The sequence below is a fragment of the Jeotgalibacillus soli genome, from assembly GCF_000829435.1.
GTDB classification, from domain to species: domain Bacteria; phylum Bacillota; class Bacilli; order Bacillales; family Jeotgalibacillaceae; genus Jeotgalibacillus; species Jeotgalibacillus soli.
Window position 1 is genome coordinate 119,508 of record NZ_JXRP01000006.1, and the last position, 16,926, is coordinate 136,433.

Genomic DNA, 16,926 nt, shown 5'->3' on the forward strand with positions numbered 1-16,926 from the left:
AATGAGGTTTAGAAAATATGAAAAAAATCACGATCGCTGATGTAGCTAAACACGCAAATATTTCAAAAAGCACTGTTTCACAATATTTGAATAACCGCTTCGATTATATGGGTGAAAAAACAAAAGAGAGAATCGCACAATCCATTAGAGAGCTGGATTATAAGCCGAATATTGTTGCAAGAAGCTTAAAACAAAAAACAACATTTACCATTGGTGTAATTGTTGCAAATATGCTGCATGTCTTTTCTACTCAGGTATTGCGAGCAATTGAAGACGTATGCCATGCCCAGGACTATCATGTTATTGTTTGTAACTCTGATGATGATCCTAAAAAGGAAAAAAAGTATATTGAAATGCTGCATGCCAAACAGGTAGACGGGCTTATTGTTTTTCCAACAGGAGAAAATAAAGAGCTTTATGAAGGGATGGTAAACGAACAATTCCCTTTACTATTTATGGACCGTTTTGTTGAGGGGCTAAACATCGACTCTTTTTTAATTGAAAATGAAAAGGCTGCCAAAATAGCAGTTGATCATTTTGTATCGAAGGGATATGAAAACATTGCCATTCTCACAAAAGAGCTCCTCAAGAATGTGACACCGAGGGTCGAACGTGTTCAGGGCTACAAAAAAGCGTTGAAGGCACATGGTATAGAAGTCGCCGAAAAATTTATTATTGGTGAAGAAGTAGAACATATTCAAGAGAAATTAAAGGAAGTTTTTTCTTTGCCAACACCGCCGCGGGCGATTATTGCCGGGAACGATCTGGTGCTTATACAAATTCTTCAATTTGCAAAAGAAAATGAAATGAATATTCCTGAAGATTTAGGGATTATAGGGATTGATGAGGTGTCGTTTGCCAGCATTTACAGTCCTCCTTTGACAACAATCTCTTACCCATCCTATGAAATGGGGAAGGATGCAGCTGAGTTATTGCTAAAAAAAATCAGAAAAGAGGAAAATAGTATGTCCTCTGAAATACATCGTTATCAGCCTGAGCTTATAGAACGGCGGTCCTGCTAAATAGCAGCAGCTGCCGACAAAATGAAAGCGTACACATAGTCCTGGGATATTCATAAAAGGGGATGGTAAGGTGAGATCAATAATTAATTCAGTGGTTGAGGAATTAGATATTGTTCTCGCTAACGTAAGCGAGGATGAAGCGATACAGGCATCTAATTATCTTCAATCTGCCAACCGAATTTTTGTATGGGGAGAAGGCAGATCCGGTTTAATGGGAAAAGCCTTTGCGATGCGACTGATGCATGGCGGTTATGAAGTGTATGTGATCGGTGAGACGATAACACCAAGTATTGAAAAGAATGACCTTTTCGTTGCGATCTCAGGTTCAGGCTCTACAGGGAATATTTTAGACCTTGTAAAAAAAGCGAAGAAAACAGGAGCCAAAGTTATTGCAGTAACAACAAATGGAGAATCTGAAACGGCTCAGCTTAGTGATCAACTTTTGATCATTCCAGCTGCGACGAAGTATCGCAGGTCTGGAGAGCCTGACACGATTCAGCCTTTGGGCAATCAGTTTGATCAATGTGTTCATCTATTGCTCGATGCAATCATTATTCATTGTTTACAAGAGCAAGAGGTGGACTCCCATGAAAATATGAGGAACCGGCATGCAAATTTAGAATAAGAGACTTACATATATGAATTTATTAATGGAAGGTTGGATTGACATGACAGAAGTGACAGTAGCACGTGAAGAATTAGCAGATTTGGTTGTAAATAAACTAACGAAGGCTGGACTAAAGGAAGACCACGCTGAAGTAGTAGCAGATGTTCTGGTTCACGCCGATTTGCGAGGAGTAAGCTCACACGGTGTGCTACGTACAGAGCATTACGTAAAGCGTTTAAATGAAGGCGGTTTAAATCCTGATGCTTCGTTTTCAGTAAAGGAAACAGGTCCTTGTTCAGCTATTTTTGATGGGAATGACGGCATGGGGCATGTCATTGCAAAAGAAGCGATGGATTATGCTATCAAGCTTGCAGAAAAAAATGGCATTGGAATGATAGGTGTTGTGAACAGCAGCCATTGCGGTGCTCTTTCTTATTTTGTACAGCAGGCAGCAGAGAAAAACATGATTGGTATGGCGCTAACGCACACAGATAAAGTAGTTGTGCCATTCGGTGGAGCAAAGTCTTATTTTGGAACGAATCCAATTGCTTTTGGTTTTCCAGCGAAAGAGAACAAGCCGGTTATTCTTGATATGGCAACAAGCAATGTTGCATTTGGAAAAGTACTTCATGCAAGAGAAGCGGGGAAAGATGTTCCTGCAGACTGGGGCGTGGATGAAAACGGGAAGCAAACAACCGATCCTAATCAAGTAGCAGCTCTTCTTCCGTTTGCCGGCCCTAAAGGATATGGCTTAGCGATGGTAGTGGATATTTTATCAGGCATTCTGACTGGATCTGCATTCGGTCCTAATATTACCGCCATGTATGGTGATTATGATAAAAAACGAAAGCTTGGCCATTTTGTTTGTGCAGTGAATCCGGCAATGTTCACAGATCCTACAGGATTCCTGGAAAACATGGACAATATGATTAATGAACTTCATGAAGCACAGCCTGCAGAAGGGTTTAGCAAAGTAATGGTGCCAGGAGAACCTGAACAGCTGCGTGAGGAAGAAAGACGTGTTAACGGAGTGCCGATTACTAAATCGATTTACCAATATCTAATTGAAGAGTAATGGAGCGATCTAATATGGATGTAATTACAATAGGAGAATCAATGGTCTTATTCACGCCTGATTCTACGGGACCAATGAGATACGCGAATCAATTTTCAATGAAGTTTGGAGGAGCAGAGTCCAATGTAGCAATTGGATTAACTCGCTTAGGACACAAATCCGGATGGATTAGCAAAGTAGGCAATGATGAATTCGGCAAAGGTATGGTTTCATTTATAAACGGTGAAGGAGTGGATGTTAGTCAAGTAAGCGTTGATTCAGAAGCACCTACAGGCATTTACTTTAAAGAACCGCGGCGTGCGAATGATACGCGAGTTTATTATTATCGAAAAGGCTCTGCGGCAAGCCGTTTATCAAAAGACGATTTAAACCCGGATTATTTTCAGCATGCTAAATATCTGCATATCACCGGCATTACGCCAGCTTTAAGCGAAACCGCTCGTGAAGCAGTATTCGAAGCAATCAAGCTAGCAAAGCAGCATAATGTCCCTATTGTATTCGATCCTAATTTACGCACGAAGCTTTGGTCAGAAGAAGAGGCTAGAAAAACTCTCCTTGCCATTGCGAGAGAAGCGGATATTGTTCTGCCTGGAATTGCAGAAGGAAAATTTATATTTGGAGAAAGTGATCCTGCAAGATTGGGAGAATTGTTTCTTAATCAAGGAGCATCAGTTGTGATATTAAAGGATGGTGCGCGTGGAGCTTATTATTTCACTGCTGAACAGAACGGTAGGGTTCCAGGATTTCCAGTAGAACAGGTTGTTGATCCTGTTGGAGCCGGAGATGGATTTGCTGCAGGATTTCTATCCGGTTTATTAGATGGGTTAGATCTTTCAAAAGCAGTTGAGAGGGCCAATGCAGTCGGTGCACTTGTCACGATGGTCAGTGGAGATGTAGAGGGCTTACCGGATAAAGAGGAAATTGAAGCATTTATGAACCAAACGAATGAAGATGTTATCAGATAAGGAGAATAGAAGATGAGCTTAATCGAACAAATTAAAGAAAACAGTATTGTTGCCGTTATTCGCGGTGCATCACCAGATAATATTTCAGCAATTGCAAGAGCGCTTAAAAATGGTGGAGTAAAAACATTAGAAATTACCGTTGAAACGCCGAAAGTACTTGCGTTGATCGAGCGAGTTTCAGAAGAACTTGGAGACGAGGTTATTGTAGGGGCAGGTACTGTACTTGACGGAGAAACGGCAAGAGCGGCCATTATGGCAGGGGCAAAATTTATTTTCTCTCCAACAGTGAATACTGAAACGATTAAAATGTCAAAGAGATACGGAGTCACTAATATTTCAGGTGCATTGACGCCAACAGAAATTTTAACAGCTTACGAGCATGGAGCAGATATCATTAAAGTCTTCCCTGCTAATGTCTTCGGACCTAGCTATATAAAGGATCTAAAAGGCCCTCTTTCTCATATTCCATTAATGCCAACAGGCGGTTTGGATGTTCATAATGTAGGTGATTACATTAAAGCAGGTGCCGTTGCAGCGGGAATTGGAAGCTCTCTAGTGAACACAAAGGTAGAATTCACACCTGAAGCGCTAAAGGAGCTTGAAAATCGTGCAGCTCAATTTGTAAAGGCTGTTAAGGAAGCAAGAGGTCAATAAACCAAATAAACAAGGGAGTTGTCCATAGCTTCCTTGTTTGATGGTATTTCTTAAACTCTAAGTTAATACGGGGTGGAAATAATGAAAATGAAAGCGTTTTTAATACTAACAATTGTGAGCTGTTTATTGTTTGTCTCTGGATGCAACCAATTAAACAATGTAATTAGCGGAGAAGACGATGGCGTTACAACTATCAAAATCGCACATTACTTCTCAGATCAGCATTCACAGCATATTGCACTTTTGGAAAAATTTAAACCAATTATTGAAGAAAGAACAAATGGAAAATATATTGTGGAGATATACCCAGGAAATGAGCTTGGTGATGAATCGCAATTTACAAATGGCGTTCGGATGGGAACAATTGAAATGGCGATTACAGGTATGGGTCTTCAAATGGCCAATCCTAAAATCGGTGCAGTTGAATGGCCTTATCTCTTTGATGATTATGAACAGGCTAATCGAATTTTGAACGGAGAGGTTGGTGAAGAGATTGGTGACGCCTTCCGTGAGTTGAATGCAGAACCTCTTGCATGGACTGCGAATGGATTCAGGGTTGTATCCAGCAACCGTGCGATTAATTCAATTGAGGACTTTGACGGGCTGCGGCTAAGAATGCCTAATATCCCGATCTTCATTAATACGGGAAGAGCAATGGGTGTAAACGTACAGCCGTTGGCCCTTTCTGAAGTATTTACTGCACTGGAACAGCATGTTATCGATGGACAAGAAAATCCTTATGCGACACTAAGAGAATCTGGTTTGTTTGAGGTTCAAAGCCATGTGCTAGAAACCCGCCACATGTTTAGTCCGAATGTTTATTTAATGAATAAAGACTTCTATGAAGAGCTGGATGATGAGACGAGAGAGATCATCGAGGATGCAGCTGAAGAAGCTTCTCAATATCAATGGGAGCTTGCGATTGAAGGGGAAAATAAGGTGAAAACGGAATTGGAAGAATTGGGGCTTGAAATTATTGTGCCTGATGAAGAATTCCGTCAACAGCTTGTTGATTCAATGGACCCTCTTTATGAGGAGCTTTATGAAGAATATGACTGGGCAGAGGATTTTATTAATCAAATTCTAGAACAAAAATAAGAGTTGATAAATAGTTATTACATCTTTGACTTAATGTGGGGTGAAAGAAATGGAAAAAACATTAAAATATCTAAACCTCCTTTTAAATAGTGTGATTGTACTGATTTTCGTTACAATGGTTGGTTTAGTATTCTTAAATGTCGTGATGAGGTATGCCTTTGATTCTGGTATTACCTGGTCGGAAGAGCTGGCGCGTTATTTGTTTGTGTGGGTAGTTTTCTTAGGAGCAGTTGTGGCGATGAAGGAAAAAGGTCATCTTGGCGTGGACGTTCTTGTGAGTATGGTTCCGCTTAAAGCTCAAAAAGTACTCTATCTTATTTCAAATACGATCATAATCATTGTTCTATCTTTATTTATTGATGGGCTTTTTAAGATGATTGAGCTTAACAAAATGATAACAGGTCCTGCAACCGGCATTCCGGAGGTTGTCTTTTATCTTGCTGGGGTAGTGTCCTCTGTGTTAATGATTGCAATTGTTGCTGTTCAAACAATTCGCTTCGTATTCTTCAATCAGGATGCTCCTCCCTGGGTTAAAAATAATCCTTTGATGGGTCTTAAGGAAGGAGCGAACAAAAAATGATCTGGCTTTTTTTAGGTACACTCTTTTTCTTTTTACTACTGGGTATTCCTGTAGCAATTTCGATGTTAATTAGTGCGATTGTTATGCTGAGCGCACTTGGTCTCTTTGATACAGCCATTATTGGTGAGTATTTAACGAAGGGTGCCAATAACTTTTCATTAATGGCGATTCCTTTCTTTATCCTGACTGGTGAAATCATGAACGTCGGGGGAGTATCGAAGCGTATCGTAGAATTTGCTACAGCTCTATTTGGGCATATTCGCGGTGGATTAGGCTACGTAACTATTGTTGCCGGCGTTATCTTTGCAGGTCTATCCGGGTCGGCAGTTGCTGATACAGCTGCACTGGGAGCGATTCTAATTCCGATGATGATTGCAAGAGGATACAATAAAAACAGTTCAACCGGTTTAGTTGCCGCTTCCGGGATTATTGGAACGATTATTCCGCCAAGTATCCCGATGATTTTATTTGGGGTTGTGGGTGGAGTATCGATCACACAGCTATTTATGGCTGGTATTGTTCCAGGGCTTATGATTGCGGTTGGATTAATGATCGCGTGGTATTTTGTTTCTAAAAAAGATAATAGTGAAAAACTTCCTAAAGCAACTTGGAATCAAAGATGGATTGCATTTATCCGTGCGTTTTGGGCATTGCTTTTACCAGTGATTATTATCGTTGGTCTGCGCGGAGGAGTATTTACTCCAACAGAAGCGGGTGTTGTAGCAGCCATTTATGCTTTACTTGTAAGTCTTGGCTACCGTGAAGGGAAATTGAGCGATCTTCCTGGTGTATTTATTGAGACGGCTAAAACAACGGGAGTCGTTATGTTTGTTGCTTCTACAGCAATTGTTTCGGCTTATGCGATTACAGTTGGGCAAATTCCGCGTGAGCTTGGCGAGACCATTGGTGGATTTACAGATAATCCTACGGTTCTATTATTGATTATTATGCTCTTCCTGCTTCTTGTAGGCTGTGTAATGGATTTGACACCAGCAGTCCTGATCTTCACGCCAGTACTTCTCCCTGTTGTTACAGCTGCTGGAATCGACCCGGTTTACTTCGGATTGTTAATGGTTATCAACCTGTCTATCGGTTTAATTACGCCTCCTGTAGGTACAGTATTATATGTTGCGAGCGGAATTAGTAAAATCAGTTTGGTAGATATTACTAAAGGAATATGGCCATTCTTGTCTGTTCAATTTGGTATTTTGATTTTACTCGTTCTATTCCCAGAGCTAGTAACCGTACCACTTGGTTGGTTTACAGACTAATAGATTGATAGGAGGATAAACGATTGAGTAATCATAAAGTATTCAAAGGCATTATCCCGCCAGTATCAACCATATTAAATGAACAAGGGAAGCTGGAGCGACAAGGGATGGGACGTTTAATAGATTTTTTAATCGATTCAAAGGTTGACGGACTATTCTTTCTCGGTACAGGCGGCGAATTTTCACAAATGTCAACGGAAGAACGGAAAGAGGTTGCAGCGTTTGCCGTTGAGCATGTGAACTCTCGTGTTCCCGTATTTATTGGGACAGGAAGTGCAAGTACACGAGAGGTTGTAGAATTAAGCAATCACAGTAAGAATATCGGCGCTGATGCTGTTGTGGTCATCAATCCATATTACTGGCCACTTTCTGAAGACAATCTTTTTGCCCATTATAGTGAAATTGCGCGTTCAGTAGATTTGCCAATTCTCTTATATAACTTTCCAGCATTAACGGGTCAGGATTTATCACCTGATTTTGTTTTGAAATTAGTAAATGAGCACCAAAATATTGTAGGAATTAAGGAAACGGTAGATGCAGCCGGACATATTAGAGAAATGATTTTGAAAGTAAAATCTGTTCATCCATCGTTCTCTGTGTTATGCGGCTTCGATGATCATTTGTTGAATACACTTTCTCTTGGCGGTGATGGAGCAATTTCCGCCACCGGAAATTTTGCACCGCAATTAACGATTGGTATTTATCAAGCCTTTATAAAAAAAGACTATAATAAGGCAATCGAGCTTCATAAAAAGCTTGCCGTCCTTCCTGAAATGTACAAACTGGATTCACCATTTGTGAGCGTTATAAAAGAAGCAATAAAAATGACAGGAATGGATATTCCTACATATGTACTGCCGCCGGCAAGAGCGTTATCGAATGAAAAACGACGTCTTTTAGCTGAGCTTTTAAAAAATATTCAATAACCAAAAAAAGGGCTGCTCCGTTAATTGGCTTTATGCCAAAATGCGGAATAGCCCTTTTTTTGCCATTTTATAAGATTTTACAGCACGAAAAATAAATTTCAGGCATCTGAATCTTTTTATGGAAAATTAAGAATTCTCTAATCCATTTCTGATAACACATAAATAAGTAAATAGAAGAAAAAGAGTTTTTGTGATCGACGTCTCATTATAATCTTAATTGATAATTTAAACACGGAGGGCGCTTTTATGAGTGAGAAATGGCTGGACTGGGCGAAAAGAATTCAATCGTTATTGCAGGCAGGGCTGGCATTTACAAAGGATATATACGATCGAAACGATTTGAAGAGCTGCGTACGATCAGCGTGGAGATAATTGCTGAATATACCGATCTGGAATTTATTAAAATTAGAAATCTATTTGCGCAGGGTACAGGGTACCAAACGCCCAAAGCAGACGTGCGCGGAGTCGTTTTTAAAGATGGAAAAATATTAATGGTCAAGGAAAAACAACACGATAAATGGTCTTTGCCAGGGGGGGTTGTGATGTTGGCCTATCACCATCAGAGAATGTGGTAAAAAAGATTAAAGAAGAGTCAGGGGATGATACGGCTGTTAAAAAGCTTCTCGCCGTTATGGATTACAATAAGCATCCTCATCCTCCGCAGCCGTACTACTATTATAAGCTTTATATTGAATGTGAGCTGATCGGCGGCCATACAGTCAACGGAATTGAGACGAATGATGTTTAATTCTTCGCCATTGACAGTCTACCCAACCTTTCCATCCAGAGAAACACGAAATCCCAAATTGAAACGTTATTTGAGTTTTTAAAAGATCAGAAAAAAGAAACGATTGTGGATTAACGAATGGAGAGATTCTAATTGGAGGGGGCAATATGAAGCATGCGCTGGTGGCAGGCGGTACGAGAATGCTGATTGATACAGTATTGTAGCTGACTCAGAATGGATACCACGTATCTATTATCAGAGGATGTTATCTATTTATAAAGCTATGTTAAAATCCATTGTTGATTTTTCACAGCGTTGATTGTAGCGGGTGTGCGAGACTCCTGCGTACTGCAATCAACAGACATGTTTATCAAAGCCATTTATAAAGAAGTATCCAGCGATATCGTCAATCGCCTTCAAACCAGGCTTGGCTTAATTTCTTTATTCCTTCTTCAATTTCTTCCTCCGAGAGACCGCCAAACCCTAACAATATTTTAGGCAGCCCACTATCTTTTGATACGTAATACACAGAAGTAGGATAAAATTTAACTTGATAATCGTTTCCGAGTTTAATTAAGGATTTCTCAGCAATGCTTTTATTGACTTTTATTAAAATATGCAAGCCTGCATGTTCTCCAATAATTTCAACTCTATTTTGCATATATTTTTTAATGGAAGCGAGCAGGATCTGATGCTTTTTACGGTAGATTGTTCTTAAACGATTTAAGTGTGTCTCCCAATGCCCATTTTTCATAAAAAGATACAGTGTATGCTGATGCAAACGGGATACGGTTTGTTTATAGATGGTCAGCTTGTTCAAATATACTTGCAGCAATGGCTCCGGTAAAACCATGTAGCTGATGCGCAAAGAGGGAATTAATGATTTTGAAAATGTCCCCAAATAAATTACCCTTTGATTTGCATCCAGTCCTTGCAGGGCGGGGATTGGTCTGCCTCTATACCTGAATTCGCCATCATAGTCATCTTCTATAATGTATCCATTTCTTTCATTCGCCCATTGCAAAAGCTCCAGTCGTCTCGATATGGGCATGATCATCCCATAAGGAAATTGATGAGAAGGTGTAACGTAAGCGTTGTGGGCATTACTGTTTTCCAACATATCAATGCGTATGCCATGCTCGTCAAGAGGAATAGGGACAGTCTTTATATGGTGATCTTCAAATGCGGTTCTTGTGCGATGAAACCCTGGCTCTTCAAAACCAACAAGATCTCCCCCATCGAGCAATAAGCTGATGAATTGGATCATATATTGTGTCCCCGCCCCGACCACAAGCTGTTCAGGGGAACAGATCACCCCTCTTGATTGATAGAGGTATTTCGCTATTTGTTCACGCAGCAAAAATTCACCTTGTGGATGTCCAGTTAAGAAAAACTCACTTTGATCATAAAAAAGGGCCTCTTGACTGAGTTTTCTCCAAATAGAAAAAGGAAAGGAAGCCAGGTCAATTTTTCCGTGACTAAAATCGTATTTCATGCTATCGGAAAAAGAATTGTCCTGTTCCACTGGTTTCGTTGGTGCATTGGTTGAAGCGGGATGCAAGTCTTCTTGAATCAGACTAACAAATACGCCTTTTCTCGGCTGGCTAGTAATGTACCCTTCTGCCATTAATTGCTCATATGCAGTTATTACGGTGTTTTGACTAATGGATAGGTGATTGGAGAGCTTTCGTTTCGAAGGCAGTTTCTCACCGGATGGAATCCTGCCGCTTCTAATTTCTTCTTTTATAAAATGATAGAGCTGTGAATACAATGGTTCATTTCCTTGAGGGTTTAGCTCAGGTGTAATATCAATCAAAACGATTCCTCATTTCATATCTGGTACCAAAAATTATAACAAATCTGGAACTACTGATCATACCAGTTGTCTGAATATAATAATGAAAATAGAGGGGGGAACCATAAATGAACATAAAGTATAAATCGGATCGTCTAATTAACGCAGCAGAAATGTCCAATCTTTTTAAAGCGTCCGGTATTCGAAGACCTTATAAAGATTTACCAAGACTTCAAAGCATGATCGATCACGCAGATATCATATGGACAGCATGGGATAACGAAAAGCTTGTCGGGATAGCAAGAGCGTTGACAGATTATAGCTATTGCTGCTATTTATCAGATTTATGTGTAGACGAGGAGTATCAAAAAATGGGGATAGGTAAAGAGCTCGTCCGATTGCTGCAGGAGCAGCTTGGGGAAGAAGTAACGTTGGTTCTATTATCTGCTCCTGGTGCCATGGATTATTATCCTATGATTGGATTCAATAAAGCCGATAATGGTTTTTTAATTCCTAGAAAGCAATAAGATCACGACTAAAAAATGAAAATGGCTGAGGCTGTTTCGGATAAAGGGGATATAAACGTAAAATATTTTGCGTGTAATTAGCCAGAATAAACTTGTTGTAAATAAAAGGAGATTTAACTTAATGGCGCTAGTACCGTATGATCCATTTAGACAGCTGACGAATATTAGAAGGGATTTTGACCGATTCTTTTCCGATTTCCCTTCAACTGTCGGATTCGAGCAAAACTTGGGTAGTGTTCGAGCGGATGTACATGAAACAGAAAATGAAATGGTCGCTTTGTGTAATCTTCCAGGAGTTGAAAAGAAGGAAGATGTAGATATTCATATTGAAAGTAATACCCTCAGTATTAGCGGTTCTATCAACAGAACAAATGAAACAAAAGAAGAAAATATGCACAGAAAAGAACGTTTCGTCGGTCATTTTCAACGTTCTGTATCGTTTCCAAAGCCGGTTTCACATGAAGGTGTTAAAGCAACTATAAAAATGGGGTTTTGGAAGTAAGAATGCCCAAGATAACAAAAGATAATGAAAAAAAGATCGACGTGGAATTTCATTAATAATTTTTGATAACAAAAATGCAGCTATTTCAAAACACCGTTTGAATTGTTCATACGGTGTTTTGTATGTTCTTTTCTGTTTTTCAAAGAAGGTGATTAAGCCTGTGATGTCAGAGGATGTTTAAACTGTGCAGGAAGCTTATGATCCTCGTATGTTCTTACAAATAATACTTCACTACCATGGAAGAGCTCGCTTTTTAGTTGAGAATCCTTGATTGCAGGAGTGAAATAGAAAATGACCTTATCCGTTTCTTTTAAGGCCATTTTATCTATAATGGTTAAAACATCAACCTTTACTTCGCTAATCAAATCAAAAACATGCAGTTCATTTCTTTCAAGTTTATAAATCACGATAACATTTTCTTCAGGAAGATAATAAAGGTCCTCACTAATTACGTTTAGACAATAAAACATCAGGAGGTACTGTGTGTTGATCGTTCCAAAGCAATCTGAAACTGGCAGTCTCCTAGATGAAAAATCATGGATGAAATGCAAATCCTTTGAATTCGTCACGTCTAATTTTTGAATATCAGCTGGTTTAGAGTGTTGAAAACGAAAATCCATAGAGAATTGATATTCATTTACTTTTGTGAACCCAAACTTCGGATAATAATCTAATACTGAATGATTGGCGAAAAGGTACATGACATCATATTCATTCTCATATTCTTCTAAGACCTTATTCATTAGACTTGCTGATAGTCCTTGATTCCGGTAGTCAGGATGCGTCATTACCGTGCCAATTTGCAATCCTCTCTTTAACTTGCGATTAATAATCAGATCCATTTTGTTAACGGAAACATTGGCGACTACTTGATTCCCATCTACATAGGAAAAGGGAGTATATTTTTCATTCCAATATCCTTTTTCGTACCATCCTTCAAAATTGATTCCAAACACCTTTTCTGCAAGGGAATTAAAGCTGTTTTTAAGTCTATCTTTATTTTTTAAATTTTTTATGAACGATCGTTCTTTCATTTGTTGAAGGCTTTAGGAATGATCAGGGTAGAATCGACCATATCGGGAGTGTGTCCTGAAATTGCTCAAACATCTGTTCAGCTTGGCTTAACTTTTGATGGGGTGAGGATTAAGTCAACGCTTGCTCAAGCATAGCGGGTAATGCGGTCGTGATCGGCCAAAAATAATGAATGGTGTTTCAACTACTAAATAAAAATGATCGTTACATGAGCCTGATTGATTCGGGCTCATGTTTTTTGTGTTCTATTTATTAAAGGCTGTGCAGTGAGAAGATTGCGATTAACCCGTCCATACACAATTTTTTGGATAAAGTGGAACCGCGTAGATCATAATAAAAGCAGCAATTCATGAAGGATTCAGGTAACATTTAGCACCAATCATTAACATGGGGGAGAGGTTCTAGTTGTTTAAAAAAAAAGGCAATGATGGAAATAAATCAATAGAAAATCAACCTCTCAAAAATAATGGTACAACGATAACCTCAGATGCACTCAAGCGCCATTTAGCCAATATGGATGATGCTGAATTCATTGAGCGCACAACAGATAAAGAGCAGAAAATAATGTTTGTTTATATAAGAACATTAATCGACCATGAACGTTTTAATGAATCTATTATCCAACCCTTAATGCACCATTCCTGTGATTTAATTTATGAATGCATTACAACCTCAAAGGTGTCAGAAATCAATACGATGGAAGAAGCACTAAGCCAGCTGCTCCAGGGATCTATTCTTATAAATGATCCTATTCGAAATCAATGGTGGGCTGTTCTTCTGCAGAATCCTTTGGCCCGTGGGATCGAAACCTCTGAAACAGAAACTATTTTATATGGATCAAAAGACAGCTTCAGTGAGGTATTGGAGCAAAACATTACGATGATTCGAAGGAGACTTCCGATTGCTGAACTGAAGACGGAAAAGTTTACAGTCGGTTCTTTAAGTAAATCGACCGTTGTGCTTATGTATATTGATGGGTTGACCAATCCGGAATTTATTGCTATCGCCAGAGAAAAAATTAAACAAATTAATTATGATATGTTTCTTGACTCTTCACAGGTGGCTACTTTCATGGAAGAACATCATAATAGCGTCTTCCCTCAGTTTCAGCAAACCGATCGTCCGGATGTTTGTGCGTATTCTTTGGGATTGGGTAAAATTACCATATTGGTGGGGAATACACCCTTTGCTTTGAATGCGCCTGTTACTTTTTTTCATCTATTTCAATCTCCTGAGGATTACATTAACCGCTGGATTGTTGCCAGTTTTTTGCGATCTCTTCGTTACATTAGCTTTTTGCTTTCTCTGATCCTCATCCCTATGTATGTTGCCTTGACCACCCACCATTATCAAATGATACCACTGCAGCTTCTTTTTGTTCTTTTAGAATCGAGAGGTAAATTACCATTCACTCCTTTTTGGGAATCCTTTCTCATATTAGGCGTTATGGAAATTATTAAAGAAGCCAGTTTACGTATGCCGACGAAATCAAGTCAAACCTTAGGGGTGATTGGCGGTATTGTGATTGGGCAAGCTGCTGTTCAAGCAGGATTCGCCAGTCAGGTGTTAATCGTGTTAATGGGTATTTCTGCTATTGCTTCATTTTTAGTTCCGAATTATTTGATGACGAAAGCAAATACGCTTATACAACTAATGATTCTCATCCTTTCCTCTTTATTAGGCATTTTTGGGATTGTTCTGGGATTAATTGCTCTTCTGATTCACTTAAATAGTTTAACATCATTGAAACAACCTTATTTGGCCCCGCTGACACCATTTTATTGGAAGGATTGGATGGATCTCTTTATTCGAGGACCATTAGTTAATATGAAATCTCGTCCAGAGCATTTACGTCCTCTCAAGAAATGGAGATACAGCCAAAGGAGATGAGAAGTATGAAGACTTTCCCGCTATTTAATAAATCGTCTGCCTTTGACGGTATCTATTTGGTGTTTATGCTGAGCCGTTTACAAATGCTATATTACATGCTGATCATGCCTACCATTTTAGTTGATCCCTATATGATTTGGGTGATTATATTAGTGGGGGCTGTTTCGCAGCTAATTTTAATCATGATATCAAAATGGTTCTCTTCAGAATTTGCAGCAAAAGGATATCTGGGATTTGTAGAGCTTTTTGGAGAACGGACTGTTCGGATTCTTGCTTTTTTGGGTCTGGGTCTAATTTTACTAAAGCTTTCCGTACATCTTCTTGGATATGTTGAAATTGTCCATCAGTTTATATTTTTTTCAATGAAACCATCATGGCTAATCTTTTTTGTATTGTTAATCAGCTGCTATATCGCTTCCAAAGGGGTAGAGAATACAATTCGTTATTCAGTCATTGCCTTTCTTTGTACGATTTGGATGCTGTTTTTGTTTATTCCGTTTTACACGCCGCCTATTGCTTTTCTACATGATCTGTATCCATTGATCCCTACAGAATGGTCAGGACAATCATGGAGGGGGCTGTTATTAATCATGGCCTCATTTTCAGGAGCAGAATACGTTCTTTTTTTGTCTCCTTGGTTCAAGCGTGATAAAAAAACCGTCAAGTATTTCTCGGTTGCAAATGGCATCACAATCTTTGAATATGTATTTCTGTTTATTGCTTCTCTCTTGTTTTACGGTGCCAATTATTTAAGCAAAAGCAGCTATCCTCTTGTCAATATGGTTCGATATCTGCAGTCTCCTTTGTTTGAGCGGATTGATATGATTGTCATTGCGATGTTTCTCATTCATTTTAGCTTTGCGATCGGTCTCCTCCTTCTTCTGCTTTATGGTGGTGTACGTATTGCTGGGGGGAATCAAAACCAGCCAACCAGGATTGGGTTTGCAGCATGCGCTATTGTGGTTTTTATCACCATGATTATTATGAATGAGCTATTATGGAAAGATCATTCTCGACAGACGAAGTTGATCGATCTTCAGATGTGGATAGGAGCTGCCACCTACTTGCTGGTTCCGGTTGTACTTCTCGCTGCACTCAAACGAAAGGGGAGGACTTAGCTGAAGAATATACTGCAAAGAGCAAAGCTTATGATGATATGTCTCGTTTTGTTTTTAGGCGGCTGCTCCCCATTTATGGAAAGCCACTTAACAGAAAACAATTTGATTGAAGAAATTGCTCCTGTAATATTTTGGTCAGTTAATAAAGGAGAAGAAGGAAAATTAAAAGTGAGCACATTGGTGCCTCCATTGACAGATGAGAAAAAGAGACTGAATACATTAGAAGTTGATTTGCTAAAGCAGGGGGAAAAGGGATTTAATTTGACCTACTATCGTGAGGTGAAAACAGGGCAGCTGCGAATGATGTTAATTAATGAAGAGGTTGCAAAGGATGGATTATTGCCTGTTATAACGACTCTTTTGGTTGACACCGATGTTTCTCAACGCCTTTATTTGGTCATTGTTAAAGGGGATTTCGAGGAATACATGAGCAAACAAATAGAGAAGCAGGAAAATCTTGATTATTTTATCTATCGTATGTTAAAGCACTATGAGGATGATAAAGGAGAAATAACAGTGATCAATCTTCACCAATTTAAAAATTACTTATATTCTCCTTTTTTGGACCCGCTGCTCCCAGTATTTAAGATCGAAGAAGACAAATTTATGTATGAAGGTACTGCTTTTTTCAATGATGATAAATTTGTTGCAAATGTGAACGGCATTGAAGATAACATCGTTCAGCTTTTAGCCACTAACAATTATTTGGATCTTCTTCCGTTGCCTGAGCAATCTGTAACGCTTGGTCATGTTCAAGCGAATGTAGATACAAAATTGAATGATTTATCCTCTATCTCCATCAAAGTGAAGCTGAACGGCAGCATCGATGAATACCGTGGTGATAAAGATATACATGACTATAGCACGATAAAAGAAATCAACAAGGAAGCGAAAGTGTATTTAGAAAAAAAGACAAAAGAGGTACTGAAGCAGTTTCAGGAATGGAAGGTAGATCCTTTGCATTTCGGAACACTTACATTAAAGCCGTTTGAAAAGAAGATGGATCATGAGGAATGGATGAAACACTGGGAGGATATGGAGATTGATGTGGAATATGAGCTGGAATTTGAACCCTTAACGAATATAGACACGAATGATGGAGACCATCTTACTCATTGAGGGGGTGGTTTTGTTTTG

General features: G+C 39.1%; 15 protein-coding genes and 2 pseudogenes. 15 read left to right on the forward strand and 2 right to left on the reverse strand.

All coding sequences use genetic code 11. From position 1 onward, the window contains the following. The first annotated feature begins 17 nt into the window (after positions 1 to 17). The 10 genes and pseudogenes from KP78_RS01445 to KP78_RS01490 all read left to right on the forward strand — a co-directional run bounded on the left by KP78_RS01445 (position 18) and on the right by KP78_RS01490 (position 9,060). Positions 18 to 1,022: a LacI family DNA-binding transcriptional regulator gene (locus tag KP78_RS01445; RefSeq protein WP_041085670.1), complete on the forward strand. Its 1,005-nt coding sequence runs from the start codon at positions 18 to 20 to the stop codon at positions 1,020 to 1,022. A 70-nt stretch (positions 1,023 to 1,092) separates the two neighbouring features. After that, complete coding sequence (gene hxlB, locus KP78_RS01450; RefSeq protein WP_041085672.1) at positions 1,093 to 1,647, forward strand: 6-phospho-3-hexuloisomerase; 555 nt, start codon at positions 1,093 to 1,095, stop codon at positions 1,645 to 1,647. A 43-nt stretch (positions 1,648 to 1,690) separates the two neighbouring features. Continuing rightward, positions 1,691 to 2,704: an ureidoglycolate dehydrogenase gene (gene allD / locus KP78_RS01455; protein ID WP_041086078.1), complete on the forward strand. Its 1,014-nt coding sequence runs from the start codon at positions 1,691 to 1,693 to the stop codon at positions 2,702 to 2,704. Between the two features lie 14 nt (positions 2,705 to 2,718). After that, complete coding sequence (locus KP78_RS01460) at positions 2,719 to 3,669, forward strand: sugar kinase (protein ID WP_041085674.1); 951 nt, start codon at positions 2,719 to 2,721, stop codon at positions 3,667 to 3,669. A 12-nt stretch (positions 3,670 to 3,681) separates the two neighbouring features. Next, entirely contained in the window at positions 3,682 to 4,323 is a 642-nt protein-coding gene (locus KP78_RS01465; RefSeq protein WP_041085676.1) for a bifunctional 4-hydroxy-2-oxoglutarate aldolase/2-dehydro-3-deoxy-phosphogluconate aldolase, read from the forward strand. Positions 4,324 to 4,404: 81 nt separating this feature from the next. Further along, positions 4,405 to 5,421 carry a TRAP transporter substrate-binding protein gene (locus tag KP78_RS01470; RefSeq protein WP_106388514.1) on the forward strand — a complete coding sequence of 339 codons (1,017 nt, stop codon included), beginning with the start codon at positions 4,405 to 4,407 and terminating at the stop codon, positions 5,419 to 5,421. A gap of 49 nt (positions 5,422 to 5,470) precedes the next feature. Further along, the gene (locus KP78_RS01475) at positions 5,471 to 6,001 is read left to right on the forward strand and encodes a TRAP transporter small permease (protein ID WP_052474446.1); all 531 of its coding nucleotides are present in this window, start codon (positions 5,471 to 5,473) and stop codon (positions 5,999 to 6,001) included. Then, positions 5,998 to 7,272: a TRAP transporter large permease gene (locus tag KP78_RS01480; RefSeq protein WP_041085677.1), complete on the forward strand. Its 1,275-nt coding sequence runs from the start codon at positions 5,998 to 6,000 to the stop codon at positions 7,270 to 7,272. Before KP78_RS01475 ends, KP78_RS01480 begins: the two co-directional genes overlap by 4 nt. A gap of 23 nt (positions 7,273 to 7,295) precedes the next feature. Beyond that, entirely contained in the window at positions 7,296 to 8,198 is a 903-nt protein-coding gene (locus tag KP78_RS01485) for a dihydrodipicolinate synthase family protein (RefSeq protein WP_041085679.1), read from the forward strand. A gap of 246 nt (positions 8,199 to 8,444) precedes the next feature. Continuing rightward, positions 8,445 to 9,060: pseudogene (locus KP78_RS01490) on the forward strand (NUDIX hydrolase). 271 nt (positions 9,061 to 9,331) lie between these two features. On the opposite strand, the gene pdxR reads toward KP78_RS01490, so the two are convergent. Further along, a complete protein-coding gene (gene pdxR, locus KP78_RS01495; RefSeq protein WP_041085681.1) occupies positions 9,332 to 10,741 on the reverse strand; it encodes a MocR-like pyridoxine biosynthesis transcription factor PdxR in 1,410 nt (469 codons plus the stop codon). Positions 10,742 to 10,848: 107 nt separating this feature from the next. Between pdxR and KP78_RS01500 the strand changes: the two genes are divergently transcribed. Next, on the forward strand, positions 10,849 to 11,247 hold the full coding sequence (locus KP78_RS01500) for a GNAT family N-acetyltransferase (RefSeq protein WP_041085683.1): 399 nt from the start codon (positions 10,849 to 10,851) through the stop codon (positions 11,245 to 11,247). 121 nt (positions 11,248 to 11,368) lie between these two features. Continuing rightward, a pseudogene (locus tag KP78_RS01505) lies at positions 11,369 to 11,805 on the forward strand (Hsp20/alpha crystallin family protein). A 96-nt stretch (positions 11,806 to 11,901) separates the two neighbouring features. Here the strand turns inward: KP78_RS01505 and KP78_RS01510 are convergent. Next, a complete protein-coding gene (locus KP78_RS01510) occupies positions 11,902 to 12,783 on the reverse strand; it encodes a GNAT family N-acetyltransferase (protein WP_041085685.1) in 882 nt (293 codons plus the stop codon). A 403-nt stretch (positions 12,784 to 13,186) separates the two neighbouring features. Here KP78_RS01510 and KP78_RS01515 point away from each other — a divergent pair, with 403 nt between their 5' ends. The 3 genes from KP78_RS01515 to KP78_RS01525 are packed head-to-tail and all read left to right on the forward strand — an operon-like array spanning position 13,187 to position 16,908. Further along, positions 13,187 to 14,671: a spore germination protein gene (locus KP78_RS01515; protein WP_041085687.1), complete on the forward strand. Its 1,485-nt coding sequence runs from the start codon at positions 13,187 to 13,189 to the stop codon at positions 14,669 to 14,671. A gap of 5 nt (positions 14,672 to 14,676) precedes the next feature. Beyond that, positions 14,677 to 15,789, forward strand: coding sequence for a GerAB/ArcD/ProY family transporter (locus KP78_RS01520; RefSeq protein WP_041085688.1), 1,113 nt, complete (start codon positions 14,677 to 14,679; stop codon positions 15,787 to 15,789). A gap of 30 nt (positions 15,790 to 15,819) precedes the next feature. Next, a complete protein-coding gene (locus KP78_RS01525; protein WP_106388515.1) occupies positions 15,820 to 16,908 on the forward strand; it encodes a Ger(x)C family spore germination protein in 1,089 nt (362 codons plus the stop codon). Positions 16,909 to 16,926: the final 18 nt, after the last annotated feature.

Coding starts and splice junctions, on each gene's coding strand:
- KP78_RS01445 (WP_041085670.1), top strand. CDS start 18: ATGAAAAAAATCACGATCGCTGATGTAGCTAAACACGCAAATATTTCA.
- allD (WP_041086078.1), top strand. CDS start 1,691: ATGACAGAAGTGACAGTAGCACGTGAAGAATTAGCAGATTTGGTTGTA.
- KP78_RS01460 (WP_041085674.1), top strand. CDS start 2,719: ATGGATGTAATTACAATAGGAGAATCAATGGTCTTATTCACGCCTGAT.
- KP78_RS01465 (WP_041085676.1), top strand. CDS start 3,682: ATGAGCTTAATCGAACAAATTAAAGAAAACAGTATTGTTGCCGTTATT.
- KP78_RS01470 (WP_106388514.1), top strand. CDS start 4,405: ATGAAAATGAAAGCGTTTTTAATACTAACAATTGTGAGCTGTTTATTG.
- KP78_RS01475 (WP_052474446.1), top strand. CDS start 5,471: ATGGAAAAAACATTAAAATATCTAAACCTCCTTTTAAATAGTGTGATT.
- KP78_RS01480 (WP_041085677.1), top strand. CDS start 5,998: ATGATCTGGCTTTTTTTAGGTACACTCTTTTTCTTTTTACTACTGGGT.
- KP78_RS01500 (WP_041085683.1), top strand. CDS start 10,849: ATGAACATAAAGTATAAATCGGATCGTCTAATTAACGCAGCAGAAATG.
- KP78_RS01510 (WP_041085685.1), bottom strand. CDS start 12,783: ATGAAAGAACGATCGTTCATAAAAAATTTAAAAAATAAAGATAGACTT.
- KP78_RS01520 (WP_041085688.1), top strand. CDS start 14,677: ATGAAGACTTTCCCGCTATTTAATAAATCGTCTGCCTTTGACGGTATC.
- KP78_RS01525 (WP_106388515.1), top strand. CDS start 15,820: ATGATGATATGTCTCGTTTTGTTTTTAGGCGGCTGCTCCCCATTTATG.